At 69.2% G+C, this 16,660-nt stretch carries 18 protein-coding genes; 1 reads left to right on the forward strand and 17 read right to left on the reverse strand.

All coding sequences use genetic code 11. From position 1 onward, the window contains the following. Positions 1–78: 78 nt before the first annotated feature. The 3 genes from rpsI to V2W30_RS16170 all read right to left on the reverse strand — a co-directional run bounded on the left by rpsI (position 79) and on the right by V2W30_RS16170 (position 2,503). Complete coding sequence (rpsI, locus tag V2W30_RS16160; RefSeq protein ID WP_338697255.1) at positions 79–600, reverse strand: 30S ribosomal protein S9; 522 nt, start codon at positions 598–600, stop codon at positions 79–81. Between the two features lie 44 nt (positions 601–644). Further along, positions 645–1,088, reverse strand: coding sequence for a 50S ribosomal protein L13 (gene rplM, locus V2W30_RS16165; protein WP_338697257.1), 444 nt, complete (start codon positions 1,086–1,088; stop codon positions 645–647). Positions 1,089–1,264: 176 nt separating this feature from the next. Continuing rightward, entirely contained in the window at positions 1,265–2,503 is a 1,239-nt protein-coding gene (locus V2W30_RS16170) for a glycosyltransferase 87 family protein (RefSeq protein ID WP_338697259.1), read from the reverse strand. 76 nt (positions 2,504–2,579) lie between these two features. Here V2W30_RS16170 and V2W30_RS16175 point away from each other — a divergent pair, with 76 nt between their 5' ends. Next, positions 2,580–3,425, forward strand: coding sequence for a hypothetical protein (locus tag V2W30_RS16175; protein ID WP_425244547.1), 846 nt, complete (start codon positions 2,580–2,582; stop codon positions 3,423–3,425). On the opposite strand, the gene V2W30_RS16180 is transcribed toward V2W30_RS16175, so the two are convergent. The 14 genes from V2W30_RS16180 to map all read right to left on the reverse strand — a co-directional run bounded on the left by V2W30_RS16180 (position 3,361) and on the right by map (position 16,565). Next, the gene (locus V2W30_RS16180; RefSeq protein ID WP_338697262.1) at positions 3,361–3,945 is read right to left on the reverse strand and encodes a GtrA family protein; all 585 of its coding nucleotides are present in this window, start codon (positions 3,943–3,945) and stop codon (positions 3,361–3,363) included. The two genes, V2W30_RS16175 and V2W30_RS16180, sit on opposite strands and share 65 nt — an antisense overlap. Next, the gene (locus V2W30_RS16185; RefSeq protein ID WP_338697263.1) at positions 3,945–4,727 is read right to left on the reverse strand and encodes a polyprenol monophosphomannose synthase; all 783 of its coding nucleotides are present in this window, start codon (positions 4,725–4,727) and stop codon (positions 3,945–3,947) included. The genes V2W30_RS16180 and V2W30_RS16185 overlap by 1 nt, the downstream gene beginning before the upstream one ends. A gap of 73 nt (positions 4,728–4,800) precedes the next feature. After that, positions 4,801–6,561 carry a glycosyltransferase family 39 protein gene (locus tag V2W30_RS16190; RefSeq protein ID WP_338697264.1) on the reverse strand — a complete coding sequence of 587 codons (1,761 nt, stop codon included), beginning with the start codon at positions 6,559–6,561 and terminating at the stop codon, positions 4,801–4,803. Next, positions 6,558–8,531, reverse strand: a complete 1,974-nt coding sequence (locus tag V2W30_RS16195) for an ArnT family glycosyltransferase (RefSeq protein ID WP_338697266.1) — start codon at positions 8,529–8,531, stop codon at positions 6,558–6,560. Before V2W30_RS16195 ends, V2W30_RS16190 begins: the two co-directional genes overlap by 4 nt. Continuing rightward, positions 8,528–9,544, reverse strand: a complete 1,017-nt coding sequence (locus V2W30_RS16200) for a glycosyl hydrolase (RefSeq protein WP_338697268.1) — start codon at positions 9,542–9,544, stop codon at positions 8,528–8,530. The genes V2W30_RS16195 and V2W30_RS16200 overlap by 4 nt, the downstream gene beginning before the upstream one ends. Continuing rightward, positions 9,541–11,130, reverse strand: coding sequence for a glycosyltransferase family 2 protein (locus V2W30_RS16205; RefSeq protein ID WP_338697269.1), 1,590 nt, complete (start codon positions 11,128–11,130; stop codon positions 9,541–9,543). Before V2W30_RS16205 ends, V2W30_RS16200 begins: the two co-directional genes overlap by 4 nt. A gap of 193 nt (positions 11,131–11,323) precedes the next feature. Further along, a complete protein-coding gene (gene truA, locus V2W30_RS16210; RefSeq protein ID WP_338697271.1) occupies positions 11,324–12,178 on the reverse strand; it encodes a tRNA pseudouridine(38-40) synthase TruA in 855 nt (284 codons plus the stop codon). Positions 12,179–12,320: 142 nt separating this feature from the next. Next, the gene (rplQ, locus tag V2W30_RS16215; RefSeq protein WP_338697272.1) at positions 12,321–12,818 is read right to left on the reverse strand and encodes a 50S ribosomal protein L17; all 498 of its coding nucleotides are present in this window, start codon (positions 12,816–12,818) and stop codon (positions 12,321–12,323) included. A 115-nt stretch (positions 12,819–12,933) separates the two neighbouring features. Next, positions 12,934–13,956 carry a DNA-directed RNA polymerase subunit alpha gene (locus tag V2W30_RS16220; RefSeq protein WP_003966937.1) on the reverse strand — a complete coding sequence of 341 codons (1,023 nt, stop codon included), beginning with the start codon at positions 13,954–13,956 and terminating at the stop codon, positions 12,934–12,936. Between the two features lie 142 nt (positions 13,957–14,098). After that, complete coding sequence (gene rpsK, locus V2W30_RS16225) at positions 14,099–14,503, reverse strand: 30S ribosomal protein S11 (protein ID WP_003948617.1); 405 nt, start codon at positions 14,501–14,503, stop codon at positions 14,099–14,101. A gap of 65 nt (positions 14,504–14,568) precedes the next feature. Continuing rightward, positions 14,569–14,949, reverse strand: coding sequence for a 30S ribosomal protein S13 (gene rpsM, locus V2W30_RS16230; protein ID WP_338697274.1), 381 nt, complete (start codon positions 14,947–14,949; stop codon positions 14,569–14,571). A 212-nt stretch (positions 14,950–15,161) separates the two neighbouring features. Next, entirely contained in the window at positions 15,162–15,275 is a 114-nt protein-coding gene (gene rpmJ / locus V2W30_RS16235) for a 50S ribosomal protein L36 (RefSeq protein WP_003974245.1), read from the reverse strand. 56 nt (positions 15,276–15,331) lie between these two features. Then, the gene (gene infA / locus V2W30_RS16240; protein WP_003948620.1) at positions 15,332–15,553 is read right to left on the reverse strand and encodes a translation initiation factor IF-1; all 222 of its coding nucleotides are present in this window, start codon (positions 15,551–15,553) and stop codon (positions 15,332–15,334) included. A 175-nt stretch (positions 15,554–15,728) separates the two neighbouring features. Then, positions 15,729–16,565 (reverse strand): type I methionyl aminopeptidase, encoded by an 837-nt coding sequence (gene map, locus V2W30_RS16245; RefSeq protein WP_338697276.1) that lies wholly within the window; start codon positions 16,563–16,565, stop codon positions 15,729–15,731. Positions 16,566–16,660 lie beyond the last annotated feature (95 nt).

Here is a 16,660-nt window from a genome sequence, read left to right on the forward strand (position 1 = left end):
TCATCCATAAGCCGAACGCCCCGTCGGCACGCGAGGTGCCGCCGGGGCGAACGGGAAAAGACAAGCAGGCAGCGAGATTTAGCGCTTGCTGTACTGCGGGGCCTTACGGGCCTTCTTGAGACCGGCCTTCTTGCGCTCGACCGCACGGTCGTCACGCTTGAGGTAACCGGCCTTCTTGAGCGCCGGGCGGTTGTTCTCGACGTCGGCCTCGTTCAGCGCGCGGGCGACACCGAGACGCAGGGCACCGGCCTGGCCGGAGACGCCGCCACCCGAGATGCGGGCGATGACGTCGTAGCGACCGTCGAGCTCCAGCACCTTGAAGGGCTCGTTGACTTCCTGCTGGTGCACCTTGTTCGGGAAGTAGTCCTCGAGCGTGCGCCCGTTGACCTTCCACTTGCCGGTGCCGGGCACGATGCGAACGCGCGCGATGGCGTTCTTGCGGCGGCCCAGGCCGGCGGCCGGCTGCGGGTCACCGAAGCGGGCCGGGTTGGACTCCGAGGTGTACTCGCCCTCGACGGGCGCGTCCGACTCGGTGGTGTAGCTCTCGACGTCGACGATCTCGGTCTCTTCGACCGGCGTCTCGGCAGTGGTCTCGGCCACGATTCTCCTCAGATTCTTTTCTGTCTTAGGGGGTGTGGCCGGAACTACTGCGCGACCTGGGTGATCTCGAACGGCACCGGCTGCTGGGCAGCGTGCGGGTGCTGGTCGCCCGAGTAGACCTTCAGCTTCGAGAGCATCTGACGGCCGAGCGTGTTCTTCGGGAGCATGCCCTTGATGGCCTTCTCGACGGCCTTCTCGGGGTTCTTCGCGAGAAGCTCGTCGTAGCGGACGGACCGCAGACCACCCGGGTAACCGGAGTGGCGGTACGCCATCTTCTGGGTCTTCTTGTTGCCGGACAGGTGCACCTTGTCCGCATTGACGATGACGACGAAGTCGCCCATGTCCATGTGGGGGGCATAGGTCGGCTTGTGCTTGCCACGGAGGAGGGTCGCCGCAGTGGTTGCCAGACGGCCCAGGACGATGTCCTGAGCGTCAATGACGTGCCACTGGCGAGTCACGTCACCGGGCTTGGGGCTGTACGTACGCACTTCGCAGCCTTCTTCTTCAGTAGATGGGTGCTGAAACATGGCATCACTGAAGCGATCGTGCAGCTGGGGACGACAGTGCCGGGTTCAGCGCCCGTATGCCGCCCACTGGTAACTGCTCCAGGGAACCTACGTAAGGGCCTCTCGCCTGAGAGCGACCAAGCCGATACGCATAACGACTAGGCAGGATACCTTCGCCGACCCGAACGGGTCAAAACGCGGTCGTCCCGGGAGCCGGGGACCGTGGCCGGTCCTGCCGTGCCGCGAGGTTCCAGGGTAACCGGGACGCGTCGTGCACCGCGCCGCCCGACGGCGAGCACCAGGCCGCACAAGGTCGCGCAGTCCAGGAACGCCCGGCGCACACCGGTGTCGAGCCAGGGCCAGGTGATCCCCGGCACCTGCGGGAGCAGGGCGGCCCACAGCCACGGGTCGCGGGCGGCGGCGCCCCGCTCCAGGGCCCCCGCGACCAGCAGCGGCACGGCGACCAGGAGGTAGTGGTCGTAGCTGGGCCGCGAGACGAGGAACGCGGAGAGCATGAGGAGCACCGCGGTCTCCGAGATCCGCCCCGGGCCCGCGTCGCCCCGGCCCCAGCGCCGCCACGCGCACCACAGCCCGGCCGCCGCCCCCGCCGCGGCGATCGCGGTCGCCGCGCCCGCGGGGACGCCGAGCCGCGTGAGGACGGCCCCCGGCGACGCCTCGTAGAGCCGCACGAAGCCGTCGTCGCCGCGGAGCAGGAAGGGCAGGGTGCGGGTGAAGAAGCCGGCCGGGTCGGGCATCGCCAGGGCCGCGGCGCCGGAGGCCGCGGCGGGCACGAGGACCAGCGCCGCGAGACCGCGCCACTGCCGGGCGAGGACGAAGAGGAGCGCGACCGGGGCGAGCAGCGGCTTCAGCGCGAGGGCGGCGCCGACCACCACGCCCGCCGCGAGCCACCGGCCCCGCACCGCGCACAGCAGGGCGCAGGGCAGGGCGAGGGCGGCGGTCACGGTCCAGTTGCCGAGGTGCACCAGGTGCGCGAAGGGCGCGCAGCCGACGGCGAGCGCGAGCAGCCCGAGCACGGCGAACCGGCTGCGCCGGGCGACCCCGTGCACCCGCAGCGCGCACGCCCACGCGCCGACCAGCCCCGCCGTGACGAGCACGGGGACGACCGGGCGCAGCACCCACGCCGGCAGCAGCGCCTGCGGCACGGCGGCCAGCACGGCGCTCGGGAAGTAGAGGAAGTGCGGATCGTCGTACGGGGACCCGCCGCGCAGCCACACGTCCGCGGCCCGTACGACGATGCCGTTGTCCATGCCGCCGCCGGGGGCCTTGAGCGCGGCGTGCACGGGGAGCACGGCGAGCACGAGACCGAGGGCGCCCCACGCGGCGGCCGGCGCGGGCTTCGACAGCCACCCGATCACGGGCGATTTGACCGTATTCATGCGGCTCACGTTAGGCCGGAGGAACAATGGGACAGCGGCGCCATGCCCGCTTCCGGGCCCCTCTAAGATGCGCACCATGAGTTTCGGGCAAGGGGGACCCCAGTGGGGGCCGAGTGGCAACGGAAACGCGCCGGACTGGGCGGCCCTGGCCGAGGAGTCCGAGGCACGCGCGCGCAAGAAGCGCTGGCTGCTGATCGGCGGCGCGGTCGTGGCGACGCTCGCGGTCGGCTCGGCCGTCGCCTGGGGCATCGTCTCGGCGAACAAGGACAGCGAGGCCGGCAACAAGCCCGCCGACCAGCTGCCGAGCACCGCGGACATCCCCAGTGAGGACCGCACTCCGGGCCCGTCCTTCGCGGAGACCTCGGCGCCGCCGCCGCTCGACCCGAACGACTTCATCGACAGCGCGGAGAAGGACAAGGCCCCGCTCAGCGCGGACACCCTCTTCCCCGGCACGACGCTGACCATGAGCGGGCGCGTCTACCAGAAGGGCGCCACCAGCCGCACCACCGACTGCTCCTCCGTGGCGCAGAAGGGCCTGGCCGCCGTCCTGAAGAAGAACGACTGCACCCAGGTCATCCGCGCGACCTACTACAAGGGCGGCACCGCGGTGACCGTCGGCGTCGCCGTCTTCGACACGAAGGCACAGGCCGCCAGGGCCAAGGAGGAGTACGAGGACGGCACGATCGTCTCGCTGCCCGGCTCCGGCGTGCCCACGTTCTGCCGTACGACGGTCTGCCGCACCACCGCGCGCGCCTTCGGCCGCTACGCGTACTTCACCAACGGCGGCCTCACGAACGGCACGGACGCCACCAAGAAGGACACCGCCCTGTTCACGCTGGGCGACGACCTTCAGGAGTTCACCTTCCAGCAGATCTACCGACGTGGCCAGGTCCAGGCCTCCGCGGCGGCGACGGCAGGCTGACGGCGCGCAGCGTCAGCGTCTCCTCGACGGACTCGACGAGCCCGGCCGTGTCGAACCCGTGCCGCACGACGACCGACACCTGGGGCACGCTCTTGAACACCCAGGTGCGGTACGACCAGAAGCGGAACAGGGTCGCGACGCCGATGCCGCCGAACTTGAAGAAGTTGCTCCACAGGGCGTCGTGCAGGCCGAGCCCGTACGTCGCCCCGAAGAGCACCCCGTTCTCGATGAGCAGGCCGACGGCGCTGAAGAACGCGAACAGCGCCGCCTCCCGCCGCATGCTCCGCCCCGACTCCTGGCCGCGGTAGGTGAAGTACCGGAAGCCGATGTAGTTCCCGACGATCGCGATCGCGGTGGCGGCGACACTGGCGCGCACCGTCTGCAGGTCCGTGGCCCAGCGCAGCAGGTTGAACGCGGCGAGGTTCACGACGATGCCGAGCAGCCCGACCACGCCGAACTTGGCGATCTCGGCGTACAGCCTGCCCAGTGCGGACGGGGCTCCCCCGTGCCGACCGCCCATCACCGGTAGCGGCGGCGCAGGCGCAGCGGGATCATCGCCGACTCGATCTGCGTGCCGAGGCTCATCTTCGACTCCCCCTCGGTCCGCTCCTCGAACCGGATCGGCACCTCGACGACCTCGCAGCCGCCGCGTACGGCCTTGTACTTGAGCTCCACCTGGAAGCTGTACCCGGCGCTGTCTAGCGACGTCACGTCGACCGCGGTGAGCACGTCGGCCCGCCACAGGGTGAACCCGGCGGTCAGGTCGGAGATCTGCTTGGTGCCGAGCACGGTGCGCGCGTACCCGTTCGCGAACCGGGACAGGGCCTTGCGGTGCCAGCCCCACTCCTCGTCGAGCGAGCCGCCGTCGACGTACCGGCTCCCGATGACGAGCCCCGCGCCCGACTCCTCGGCGGCGGCCAGCATCCGCGGCAGGGCCTCCGCCGGGTGCGACCCGTCGGCGTCCATCTGCACGACGTACGTGGCGCCCTCGGCGACGGCCGCGCTCATCCCGGCCGCGTACGCCCGCCCGAGCCCGTCCTTCTCGACCCGGTGCAGCACGCTCATCCGGCGCCGCCCGGCGGGCAGGTCGGTGTTGTACTTCTCGGCGAGCTCCTCGGCGATCCGCCCGGTCCCGTCCGGACTGGAGTCGTCGACGATCTTCAGATGCAGCCCCGCCATCGGCTGCCCGAGCACCAGCTCGGCGATGCGCGGCAGGTTCGCGGCTTCGTTGTAGGTCGGCATCACCACGGTGACCGCGGCGTCGGATCTCCCCGGACCCGAACTGCCCTGTACGTGACCCATTCTCTTTTCCCTCCCCACCGGGGGCCTCCCCAGCCCTCGGAAATCTCAGCCCGTCCCGGCCCGTCCGGCCCGGTCAGGTGTGGACCTTGCGGTCACCCGCGTCGTCGGCCTCCTTGCCGTCGTCGGCGACTCCGGTCCGCTTCAGAAGCAGTACCTGTACGTGGTCGAGCTTCTTGGTGCGCACGACGCGGAAGTTCCGGTCGAGCGCGGTCCTCATCGGCTTCGCCATCCCCGCGTACGGGTCGCCGTCGTACGTGGTGGCCACCAGCCAGAGGCGGTCGGTGCGGGCCAGGCACGAGGACGGCTTGGGGCACTCGGCCGCGTCGAACGAGCCGCGCTGCTGCGGGGTGCGGTACATCAGCACGTCCTTGGGGCGCCCCGCGTCGTCGCGCAACTCGTAGGCGATGGCCCGGCGTTCGGACATGGCACCGTTGAACACGATCCCGTCGCCCTTGCGCTGGTCCGCCGCGACGATGCGCGCGGCGCCGCGGAAGTCCGGCTCCCCCAGCGCGTTCTGCCGGGTCTCGCGCAGGCCGGGCAGCGACTGGAAGGCGATCCCCGCGACCGCGGCCGCCACCAGCACCCAGCCGATCCCCCGTCGTGCCACGGCCGCTGTCCCCGCCTTCGCCCCCGCGACGGGACCGGCGATCCGGCACACGGCCACGGCCCCGAGCAGCACCCACGCGGGCGCTGTGAACAGCAGATAGCGCGGCAGGAAGAGGTGCAGCTGAGCCGCCGTCACGAACGTGGCCACCGGAGGCAGCGCGACCCAGACGAACAGCACCGGGGCGCGCCGCCCCGCGAAGCACAGCCCCAGCAGGCCGAGCGCCATCACCGGTACGGCCACGGCCCAGGACCCGAAGAGGTGCGAGGGGAAGTCCGTGAGCTCCTTCAGCCCCGGGTTGTTCCAGGCGATCTGACCGCTCTGGCCGGAGCCGGACACCGCCATGGGCATCACGAAGCACATGCCCAGCGTGCAGGCCGCGGCGTAGGCCCAGCCCACGATCCGGTCACCGGCACGCCGAGCCAGCAGGATCATCACCAGGTGCGCGCCGAGCACCGCCAGCGAGGCCAGGTGACTCCAGCCGATCAGCGGCACGGACAGCGTGTAGGCGACCCACACCTTGAACGACGGCTGGTCGAGGGCCCGGACGAGCAGCCAGGTCGACAGCAGCACCGCCGCCACCGCGAAGGCGTACGGCCTGACCTCCTGCCCGTACCGGGTAGTGACGGGAACGACCGCGAAGGCGAGGCCGGCGAGCACGCCCACCTGTGTGGTGAACAGCCGACGGCCGAGCAGCGCGAGCAGTCCGGCGGCGGCCGCCATGGCCAGCGCGCCGGGGATGCGCAGCGCGGTCTCGGAGTCTCCGGCGACCGCGACCCAGCCGTGCATGACCACGTAGTACGGCGTGAACACCACGTCGATGGAGCGGATCAGCAGGCTCAGGTCGTGGAACGACAGGGCCGACGCCCACCAGGTGGCGTGCTCGTCGCGCCACAGCTGGCGGTCGTCGATGTTCCGCAGGATCAGTGCGAGGGCCAGGGCCGTGGGCAGCAGGAAAGTGAGCGCTCCCACGACGCGTCCGCCACGCGACGGTGCCTCGGCCGGGGTCTCCTCCGGCTCGGTGGGCTGCTGCCGCTCAGGTGCGGGCGCGGGCGCCACCGGCTCGGCGAAGGCTTCCGCGGCTCCATAGGCCCCCGGAGCCCCGTACGCGTCGTGGCCGTACGCGCCCTGGCCGTACGCGTCCTGGGCACCGGCGTAGCCGTCGCCGTAGGGGGTCCCATAGGGGCTGCCCTGGGAACTTCCCTGGGGACTTGAGGCATGCAGACTCATCGCTTCACCCAGATCCGGAACGCACCGTCGCCCTTGCTCGTCGTGAAGCGAGACACCGCGGCGAGACGGTAGTGGGAGTTTCCGCGCAGCGCCTTCACGACGGCCTCGTCCACCTCGGGCGTGACCGTTCCGCGCAACACGATGACGTCGAACTTCGCGTCCAGGACCGCGGCGCGATAGGCGTCGGGGCCGGAGTGCTGCTTGCCCTTCGTGTCCTTGTAGTCCATGCCGAACGTGCTCTGCCACTGGTCGTACCCGGTCACGTCCCGCAGGTAGTACGCGGGCACCTCGTGCTCCTCGGCCAGGAACGTGCCCTTGCGGTCGACCAGAGTGCGCAGCACGGTCGTCATCTCGCGCGAGTCCGGGAAGCTGTACGCCTGCTGCGCCTGCACCATGCCGAAGACCAGCGTCAGGACGTACAGCATGATGCCCAGCTGCGGGTGCCTGAAGTGCGGGCCGACCAGCCGGGACAGACCGAGGCCCGCCATCGGCCCGGCGAAGAGCAGACCGAAGCCGACGTGCTTGAACAGGGAGATCTCGGTCTGGAGGTGAATCTGGTAGGCCGGGGCGAGCAGCGCGGTGCCGGTCAGCAACAGGCCGAGCGAGACACGGCGCAACCGGCCCGGAGCCTGCCGGTCCACCCACGGCATCTCTCCCATGGCGGGCCGGATCGCGTAAGCGATGGAGCCGCTCAGCGCGGCGAGGAACATCAGGCCGCCCCACTCCGCGCTGTGCTGGAGGATCATGACGGCGGTGTCGGCGCCCTTGGCACGGTTGGTCGTGGTCTGGCTGATGCCGCCGAGCGTCCCGGTGTACAGGTACCCGGCACCCAGCAGGGCGCCCATCCCGAGTCCGAACAGCGCCCCGCGGGCGAGGGCGAGCACCCCGCGGTGCCGGTACGCGGTGAGGACCGCGAGGACCACCAGGGTGGGCAGGAAGAGACCGGCCGCGTACTTCGTCGCGAAGGCGAGAGCGGCGGGCGGCGCACCCAGCATCACCGCCACGATCGTGGATCGCCCGGTCCGCACGATGATCCACATGGACAGCGCGAGCAGGAAGACGGCCGCCGCGTCGAAGGTGGCGAAGTTGCCGAGGAACACGGTCGACTGGATGACCGAGAACAGCGCGGCCGCCCCGAGCGCCGCCCGGACGTTGAACATCCGCCGCGTGGTGGCGTACAGCAGGCCGGTGGCCCCCAGCATGAACAGCAGGCTCATGACGCGGACGCCGGTGAGACCCGCGTAGCTGTCGATCATCGCCGCGAGCACCGGGTACAGCTTCGGGTAGCCCGAGAAGTAGCCTTCGAAGTCACCCGGCACCGGCGTGCCGTGCAGGATGTTCCCGACCTCGTAGTGGCCCGCCGCGATGTACAGCGCCTCGTCCTGGAAGGCGGTGCCGCGCAGCCGCAGCGAGAGCCCTGTCTGGATCAGCAGGACGCACAGCAGTACCCAGCGTCCGAGCTTGCGGGCGCGCCTGCCGTCGACGGACCACGCGGACTCCGGCGTCTCGGGCAGCGTGTAGCCCGGCTTCTCCGGCTCCGGCGCCACGGTCTCAGGCTCCGGCTCAGCCACCGCCACGTGGGACGCGTACGGGTCGTAGGGCGCGTACGTGTCGTAGGACTGCTGGTCCAGGTACTCGGACGTGCGGCCGTCGAACCGCCAGCCGCCGGTCCGGTAGGCGGGCGGTTCGTCGTCGTACACCGGATAGGTCGGGTGGTACACGGGGGACGTGTACGGCCGTTGCGCGTACTGCTGCTGCTCCGCGTACCGCTGTTCTTCCGCGTACCCCGGTTGCTGCGCGTACTGCTCCTGAGGCGCGTACTCCTGCTGCCGCGCGTACTGCCCCTGGTCCCCGTACTGCTGCCGCGCGTACTGCCCCTGGTCCCCGTACTGCTGCTCCCCGTACTGCTGTTCGCCATACTGCACACCGGGGTCGTCCGCCCACGTGGGCGTGTGGTTTCGGTTGGTCACGGCTTCGCCACATCGAATCCGAAGGCACCGTTCACGGACTGCTCCCGGAAGGTCTTCTTGGAGAGCGGGCCGCTCTCGATGCGCCAGTCCGTCTCCTTGTCGAAGTTGAACCAGACGAATCCGATGACGTCGTCGCGCTGCGCGGTCCCCCGGAAGAGGTCCTTGATGTCGGTGGGCTTGCGCTCACCGGCCTGCGCGGCGGTCTCCGCGATGATGAACGGCTTCTTCGTGAAACCGCGGATCTGCGCCATCGTCGGCTCGAACAGCGTCGCGTACGTCGACGGGCCGGTGGCCGCGTAATAGCCGATGACGCCCACCCAGTCGACGTACCCGTCGCCCGGCCAGTAGGGCTCGAGCTTCACCTTCGGCATCGGCGTGATGATGTTCGGGCTCCACACCCAGATGACCTGGGTCGCCCCCACCTCGTCGAACACGTCGTGGACGTGCTTCCACGCGGCCACGAACTCCTTCGCGGTGGCCTTCTTGGTGCCCCACTCGTACCAGAACCCGTTCATCTCGTGCGCGAAGCTGATCGCGACGGGCAGGTTCAGCTCCTTGACGGAGGAGGCGTAGTCACGCAGATACGCGTCCTCCTTCCCGGCGGCGATCTCCTTCAGGGACACCTTGAACGGCTCCCAGGCGATGAAGGACAGCGCCCCGTAGTCCCACGAGTTCTGGACGAGGCGACTCTCGTAGCGGTCGCCCCAGGCCGAGTAGAACTCGACCAGGTTCGGCTTCTTGCCGGCGGACTTCGCGAACGACTCGATGGCCGTCATCTTCGCGGGCGCGCCGTCGGCGGCGACCCCGAAGTACTTCTTGGCGGGCTTGAGCAACGGACGTACGTCGTACGGCGGCTCGGGCTTCTCGGAGGGCGAGGCCTCGTCGGCCGAGGCGGCCGGGTCCTTGCCCTGGCTGCGCGCGTACTCGTCGCGTCCGGTGTCGGAGAAGGTGCTGCACGCGGAGAGGACGGCGAGCGCCGTCGCCACGAGCAGCATCCGTATGACGGTCTTCATGCGGTGGCGACCTCCTGTCGCCGCGGCTGCACGAGCACCCGGCCGACGACCATCGCGTAGAACAGACCCGCGGACAGCATCAGCGCGAAGTCCGGCGGGTACAGCGTCAGGACGCGCCAGGCGGCGACGACGACCCAGGCGACGGCGGTGCCGCCGGTCCAGCCGATCATGCCGACCCAGTAGCGGCGCATACCGTTCTTCTTGGCGCCCTGCGAGCCGGTCGGCTTCCAGCCCATCGGGCGCCCGCGCAGCACGTCCCAGACGGCGAAGACGTGCGACCAGCCGTACATGAGCCGCACCGACCAGGCCTCCAGCCGGTACGGCGCCCGGTGCCACAGCGGCAGTACGAGGGTCACGTACGCGACGCTCGGCAGCACCCACATCGACGCCTCGGCCCGCAGCAGGTCGGGGCGCAGGATCAGCAGGGCGAGCGGGATGACCGGCATGAGGAAGGTGGCGAGGGCCGTCTGGAGGTAGTACAGGAACCCGGAGACGTAGCAGAGCCGGGTCTTGAACTTCATCTCCATCTCCCAGAACCGCTTGCTGGTCAGCAGCTCCAGGGACCCCATGCACCAGCGGTACTGCTGGTTGTGGAACGCGCCCGCCGTGTCGGGGCACACCCCCGCCGACAGCGCGACCGGCACGTACCGCAGGTGCCAGCCCAGCGCCCGCAGGTCGAACCCGGTGTACATGTCCTCGGAGTGCTCGATCAGCGTGATCCCGCCGATCTCGGCGAGCGCCGCCCGCCGGTACACGGCGCACGAACCGACGCAGATGGACCCGTCCTTGTCCTCGCGGGACGTCTGCACGGACCGGTAGAACTGCTCCTGCACGGCGCCCGCGCCGCGCTCGATCCAGTTCTGCCGGTCGACGGCGCGGAAGAACTGCGGCGACTGCACGATGCCGACCCGCGGGTCGTCGTCCATGTGCGGAAGCAGCTCGTCGAGCAGGTCGTGCCGGGGGGCGAAGTCGGCGTCGAGGATCAGGATGTGGTCGCCGTACGTCATCTGGAAGGCATGGTGCAGGTTGCCGGCCTTCTTGAACCAGCCGCGGTTGGGCCGCACCACGTAGTGGAACCCGAAGTCCCCGGCCATGGCGCCGACTTCACCGTCGTCGGCGTCGTCCAGGACGTAGACGTTCACGACCCCGCGGTAGGTGTCCGCGAGGCGGCTGACATGCACCCAGGTGTTGTGCAGCACCTCCAGCGGCTCCCCGCACACCGGCAGGAACACGTCCACGCTCGGATAGTGCGCGGGCTGCCAGCGCCGCACGAGCCGCCGGTGCCCCTTGATGTCGAAGTCCTTGCTCAGCCCGTCCAGATAGAGCGAGATGAGATAGTCCGCGACCACGAAGGCCAGCATCGGCATCGTCAGCCAGAACCACGGGCTGGAGGCGGTGAACAGGAACTGACTCATCGCCAGACACGCGAAACTGATCAGCGAGCCGACGGTCAGCATCCACAGGTGCCGATGGGCGTACGAGTACTTCTCCACGTCGTCCGGCGGCTGCGGCAGCAGCCCCTGGTTCCGCGAAACGGGCCCGCGCCTCCGGTTGGTGGAGCCACGGGCAGCCCCCACTGCGCTCATGCTTAACCCCCCGGGCCGGCCCCGGCCCGCGCTGCCCCCACGTGCGCCCGGCCACCCCAGGTGAATCCTTGGCCAGACCCGGGCGAGCATAGCCGAGATACAGGGGTTAATTCCGAACAGGCGTGTTACCTGAGGGTTTCATCTCTTCTCGCAGCCGCCGTACAACCATCGGCCCCTTTCGGCCGTCTGCACTTCAGCAGCAGCCCGCCCCCGGCAGGGTCCGCCTGTTCCGCGCCTCGAGATTGCGCGCGGCCAGCAACTCATCGGCGGGGTAACCGACTTCCTCGAGCGTGAGCCCGTGCGGCCGCACCACGTGCACCGCCGAATCCCGCACCCCGGCCGCCAGCACCTTCCCGGGCCACTCGGGTCCGCGGTGCCCGTCACCGACGAAGAGCAGCGCCCCGATGAGCGAGCGCACCATGTTGTGGCAGAACGCGTCGGCCCGCACGGTGGCGGTGATGATCCCGTCGTCGTCCCGTACGAGACTGAGCTCCTGCAGCGTACGAATGGTGGTCGCACCCTCCCGCCGCTTGCAGTAGGCCGCGAAGTCGTGCTCCCCGAGGAGCCGTTCGGCGGCCGCGTTCATCGCGTCCACGTCCAACGGCCAGTCGTGCCAGAGCACATGCCCCCGCAGCAGCGGGTCGACGCCGCCCGGGTGGTCGGTCACCCGGTACGCGTACCGCCGCCAGATCGCGGAGAAGCGCGCGTTGAACCCGCTCGGCGCCTCGGCCACCGACCACACCCGCACGTCCCTGGGCAGCCGTCCGCCCAGCCGCTTCAGCAGCTTCTCCTCGTGCTCGGCCCACACGTCCACCGGCAGATCGACATGCGCCACCTGCCCCCGCGCGTGCACCCCGGAATCGGTCCGCCCGGCCACGGTCAGCTCGTACGTCGTCGAGGACCGGGTCACGGTCCGCAGCGCGTCCTCGATCTCCCCCTGCACGGTCCGCCGCCCGGCGGCCTGCTTGGCCCACCCGGAGAAGTCCTTGCCGTCGTACGACAGATCGAGCCGCACCCGCACGAACCCGTCCGCCACTTCGTCACTCACCCAAAGATCCTCTCAGCAACGCGAAGCGGGCCCGCCCCCGTGAAGGAACGGACCCGCTAAGACGCACCCCCGAAGGGGTGAAGGGACTGCCCGGGTGGCCACGACGAGCCGCGGCCACCCGGAAGCAGAACCCGGTGGACGACTAGGCGTCCTTCGACTCCTCGGCGGCCTCGGCCGGCTTGGCGTCCTCGACGACCTCGGCGGCCGGAGCGGCGGCCTCGGTGTCCTTGGCGGCACGCTTGGTGGCGGCCTCGGCCTCACCGGTGGCCTGCTGCGCGACCGTCAGGGCCTCGACCAGCTCGATGACAGCCATGGGCGCGTTGTCGCCACGGCGGTTACCGATCTTGGTGATACGGGTGTAACCACCCGGACGGTTCTCGTAGCGCGGGGCGATCTCGGTGAACAGCGTGTGGACGACGCTCTTGTCCGAGATGACCGTGAGCACCTGACGGCGGTTGTGAAGGTCGCCCTTCTTCGCCTTGGTGACCAGACGCTCCGCGTACGGGCGCAGACGACGGGCCTTGGCCTCGGTCGTCGTGATCTTGCCGTGCTCGAAGAGCGACTTCGCGAGGTTCGCGAGAAGCAGCTTCTCGTGCGCGGCGCTGCCGCCCAGACGGGCACCCTTGGCGGGCTTCGGCATGATGTTTCTCCTTGGTGTCTGCCCCGGCCGTATCAGGTACCGAAGTCAGTGTCCGAGCGGGCGGGTTCGCCCGTCGGAGATCCGGGGGACGCGAGCGTCCCCCGGAGAAGACCGGTCAGTACTGCTCGGTCTCCACGAAACCCGCGTCCGCGTCGTCGTCGGCGCCGAAGGCGTCGGCGGCGGCGGTCGGGTCGAATCCGGGCGGGCTGTCCTTGAGGGCCAGGCCCATGCCGGCCAGCTTCGCCTTGACCTCGTCGATCGACTTCGCACCGAAGTTGCGGATGTCGAGCAGGTCGGCCTCGGAGCGGGCGACGAGCTCACCCACGGAGTGGATGCCCTCGCGCTTGAGGCAGTTGTACGACCGAACGGTGAGCTCGAGCTCCTCGATCGGCAGGGCGAGATCGGCGGCGAGAGCGGCGTCCGTCGGGGACGGGCCCATGTCGATGCCCTCGGCGTCGATGTTCAGCTCGCGGGCGAGACCGAACAGCTCGACCAGCGTCTTACCGGCGGACGCCATGGCGTCGCGCGGCCGCATGGCCTGCTTGGTCTCGACATCGACGATCAGCTTGTCGAAGTCGGTGCGCTGCTCGACACGCGTGGCCTCGACCTTGTACGTGACCTTCAGAACCGGCGAGTAGATCGAGTCGACCGGGATGCGCCCGATCTCCTGACCGACCTGCTTGTTCTGGACGGCGGAGACGTAGCCGCGACCGCGCTCGACGGTCAGCTCCATCTCCAGCTTGCCCTTGCCGTTGAGCGTGGCGAGGACGAGGTCGGGGTTGTGCACCTCGACACCGGCCGGGGGCGCGATGTCGGCGGCGGTGACCAGACCCGGGCCCTGCTTGCGCAGGTACATCACGACCGGCTCGTCGTGCTCCGAGGAGACGACCAGCTGCTTGATGTTGAGGATCAGGTCGGTGACGTCTTCCTTGACGCCCGGCACGGTGGTGAACTCGTGCAGGACACCGTCGATACGGATCGACGTGACCGCCGCACCCGGGATCGACGACAGAAGCGTGCGACGGAGCGAGTTGCCGAGGGTGTAACCGAAGCCCGGCTCCAGCGGCTCGATCACGAACCGGGAGCGGAACTCGTCGACGACCTCTTCGGTCAACGAGGGACGCTGAGCAATCAGCATTCTGCGAATCCTTCAGTCAGGGGCACCCACTATTTGATGCCCTGGCACCGGGCGGTAGCCCGGTATGTACTACAGCTACAAGGGTACGGGCGGTACCGCTCATCAGAGCCGTACCGCCCGAAAACCTCAAGACAGCCGTGCGTCAGACGCGGCGGCGCTTCGGCGGACGGCAGCCGTTGTGGGGCGTCGGGGTGACGTCCTGGATCGAGCCGACCTCGAGGCCCGTCGCCTGGAGCGAACGGATGGCGGTCTCACGACCGGAACCCGGGCCCTTGACGAAGACGTCGACCTTGCGCATGCCGTGCTCCTGCGCGCGACGGGCAGCCGACTCGGCGGCCATCTGCGCGGCGAACGGCGTGGACTTGCGCGAGCCCTTGAAACCGACGTGGCCGGCGGAGGCCCACGAGATCACGTTGCCGGTCGGGTCCGTGATGGACACGATCGTGTTGTTGAACGTGCTCTTGATATGAGCGTGCCCGTGAGCGACGTTCTTCTTTTCCTTGCGGCGCACCTTCTTGGCAGCGCCCTGACGACCCTTGGGGGGCATGTCGTTCTCCTACAGGGAGGTGGTCGGTCCTACAGCGAAGACCGCTGGTGAGCGTCCGCTGAGGACTACTTCTTGCCCGGCTTCTTCTTACCGGCGATGGCGCGACGCGGGCCCTTGCGGGTGCGGGCGTTCGTGCTGGTGCGCTGGCCGCGGACCGGCAGACCACGACGGTGACGGAGACCCTGGTAGCAACCGATCTCGACCTTGCGGCGGATGTCGGCCTGGATCTCGCGACGGAGGTCACCCTCGGTCTGGAAGTTGTGGTCCACGTACTCGCGGATCTTGACGAGGTCTTCCTCGCTCAGGTCGCGAACACGGACGTTGCGGTCCACACCGGTGGCGTCCAGGGTCTCCTGGGCGCGCGTGCGACCGATACCGAACACGTACGTGAGGGCAACCTCGACGCGCTTGTCGCGCGGGAGGTCAACACCTTCAAGGCGTGCCATTCAAGGCTCCTGTTGATACTCGGAGGTCTGTAACAGAGCCACTCCCACTCGCCGTCCCCTTCGTGCTGAAGGGTTGGTACGAGCTGGGTCCCCGGCCTCCGACCGAGGGTGTCGCCACGGTGGACTGATCCACCGCCGGCGGGCTCTGCATGTGTACTCAATGTGCTGCGTCGCGCGAAATCTGCGAACGAACTGCAGTTAACGGGTCTGCGTCAGCCCTGGCGCTGCTTGTGGCGCGGGTTGTCGCAGATCACCATGACCCGACCGTGACGGCGGATCACCCTGCACTTGTCGCAGATCTTCTTGACGCTCGGCTTGACCTTCATGGGTGAGGTTCTCCGGGTCAGTTGCCGGCGGCCCGCAGAGCGGGACTGGGCAAGATCTACTTGTACCGGTAGACGATCCGGCCACGCGTCAGGTCGTACGGAGACAGCTCCACCACGACCCGGTCGTCAGGGAGGATGCGGATGTAGTGCATACGCATCTTGCCGCTGATGTGTGCCAGGACCTGGTGGCCGTTCTGGAGCTCCACCTTGAACATGGCGTTCGGGAGAGACTCGACGACAGTGCCTTCGATCTCGATGGCACCTTGCTTCTTGGCCACGCTTCGCCCTTCGAATCGACTACCTTGATCGACTCCCGAGTGGAACGCTTCCCGACGTGCAGGCATGCGGATACACGAGAGCCGACGAGTCAGTCTACGTCAGTACCATCGGAAAGACGAATCCACGAATTCTGCCCCACACCCAAGATCCTTACGCAGCCGACGCGCCTCCGACTCACGCCAACGGATCCGGCGCCGCCGTCACACCGAGCTCGGCCAGCTTGGCCTTTCCGCCGTCCGGAGCCGTCAGGACCAGGGGCCCCTCCTCCGTCAGCGCCACGGAGTGCTCCCAGTGCGAGGACCAGGTGCCGTCCGTGGTGATGACGGTCCAGTCGTCCTCCAGGACCTCGGTGCGCGGGGTGCCCAGGGAGACCATCGGCTCGATCGCGAGGCAGAAGCCGGGGACCAGCTTCGGGCCCTTGCCGCGGCGGCGCTCGACGTAGTTCAGGACGTGCGGGTCCATGTGCATCTCGGTGCCGATGCCGTGGCCGCCGTAGTCCTCGACGATCCCGTACTTGCCGCCGCCCGGCTTGGGCTGGCGGCGGATGTACGTCTCGATGGCGCGGGAGATGTCCACGAGGCGGTTGCCCGCCTTCATCGCGGCGAGCCCGGCCCACATCGACTCCTCGGTCACCCGGGACAGCTCGATGAGCTCCGGGGCGTGACCGGACCCCACGAAGGCGGTGTACGCGGCGTCACCGTGCCAGCCGTCCACGATCGCGCCGGCGTCGATGGAGATGATGTCGCCGTCCTCCAGGACGACGTCGTCGCTCGGGATGCCGTGGACCACGACCTCGTTCTTCGAGGTGCAGATGGTCGCGGGGAAGCCGCCGTAGCCGAGGAAGTTCGACTTCGCCCCGTGCTCGGCGAGGACCTTGCGGGCGACCTCGTCCAGATCCCTGGTGGTCGCGCCGGGCACGGCCGCCTCACGGGTAGCGGCGTGGATCGCCGCGACGACAAGCCCCGCCTCCCGCATCTTGCGAATCTGGTCGGGGGTCTTGATCTGCACCATGGGGGCCTGCGCTCTCCGTCATCCGGTAAAGAGGGGACCTACCAACACTAAGGCCGCGGCACCCCTGAGGGGGAACCGCGGCCTCAGCCACGTAC

Source organism: Streptomyces sp. Q6, from assembly GCF_036967205.1.
Taxonomy (GTDB): domain Bacteria; phylum Actinomycetota; class Actinomycetes; order Streptomycetales; family Streptomycetaceae; genus Streptomyces; species Streptomyces citrinus.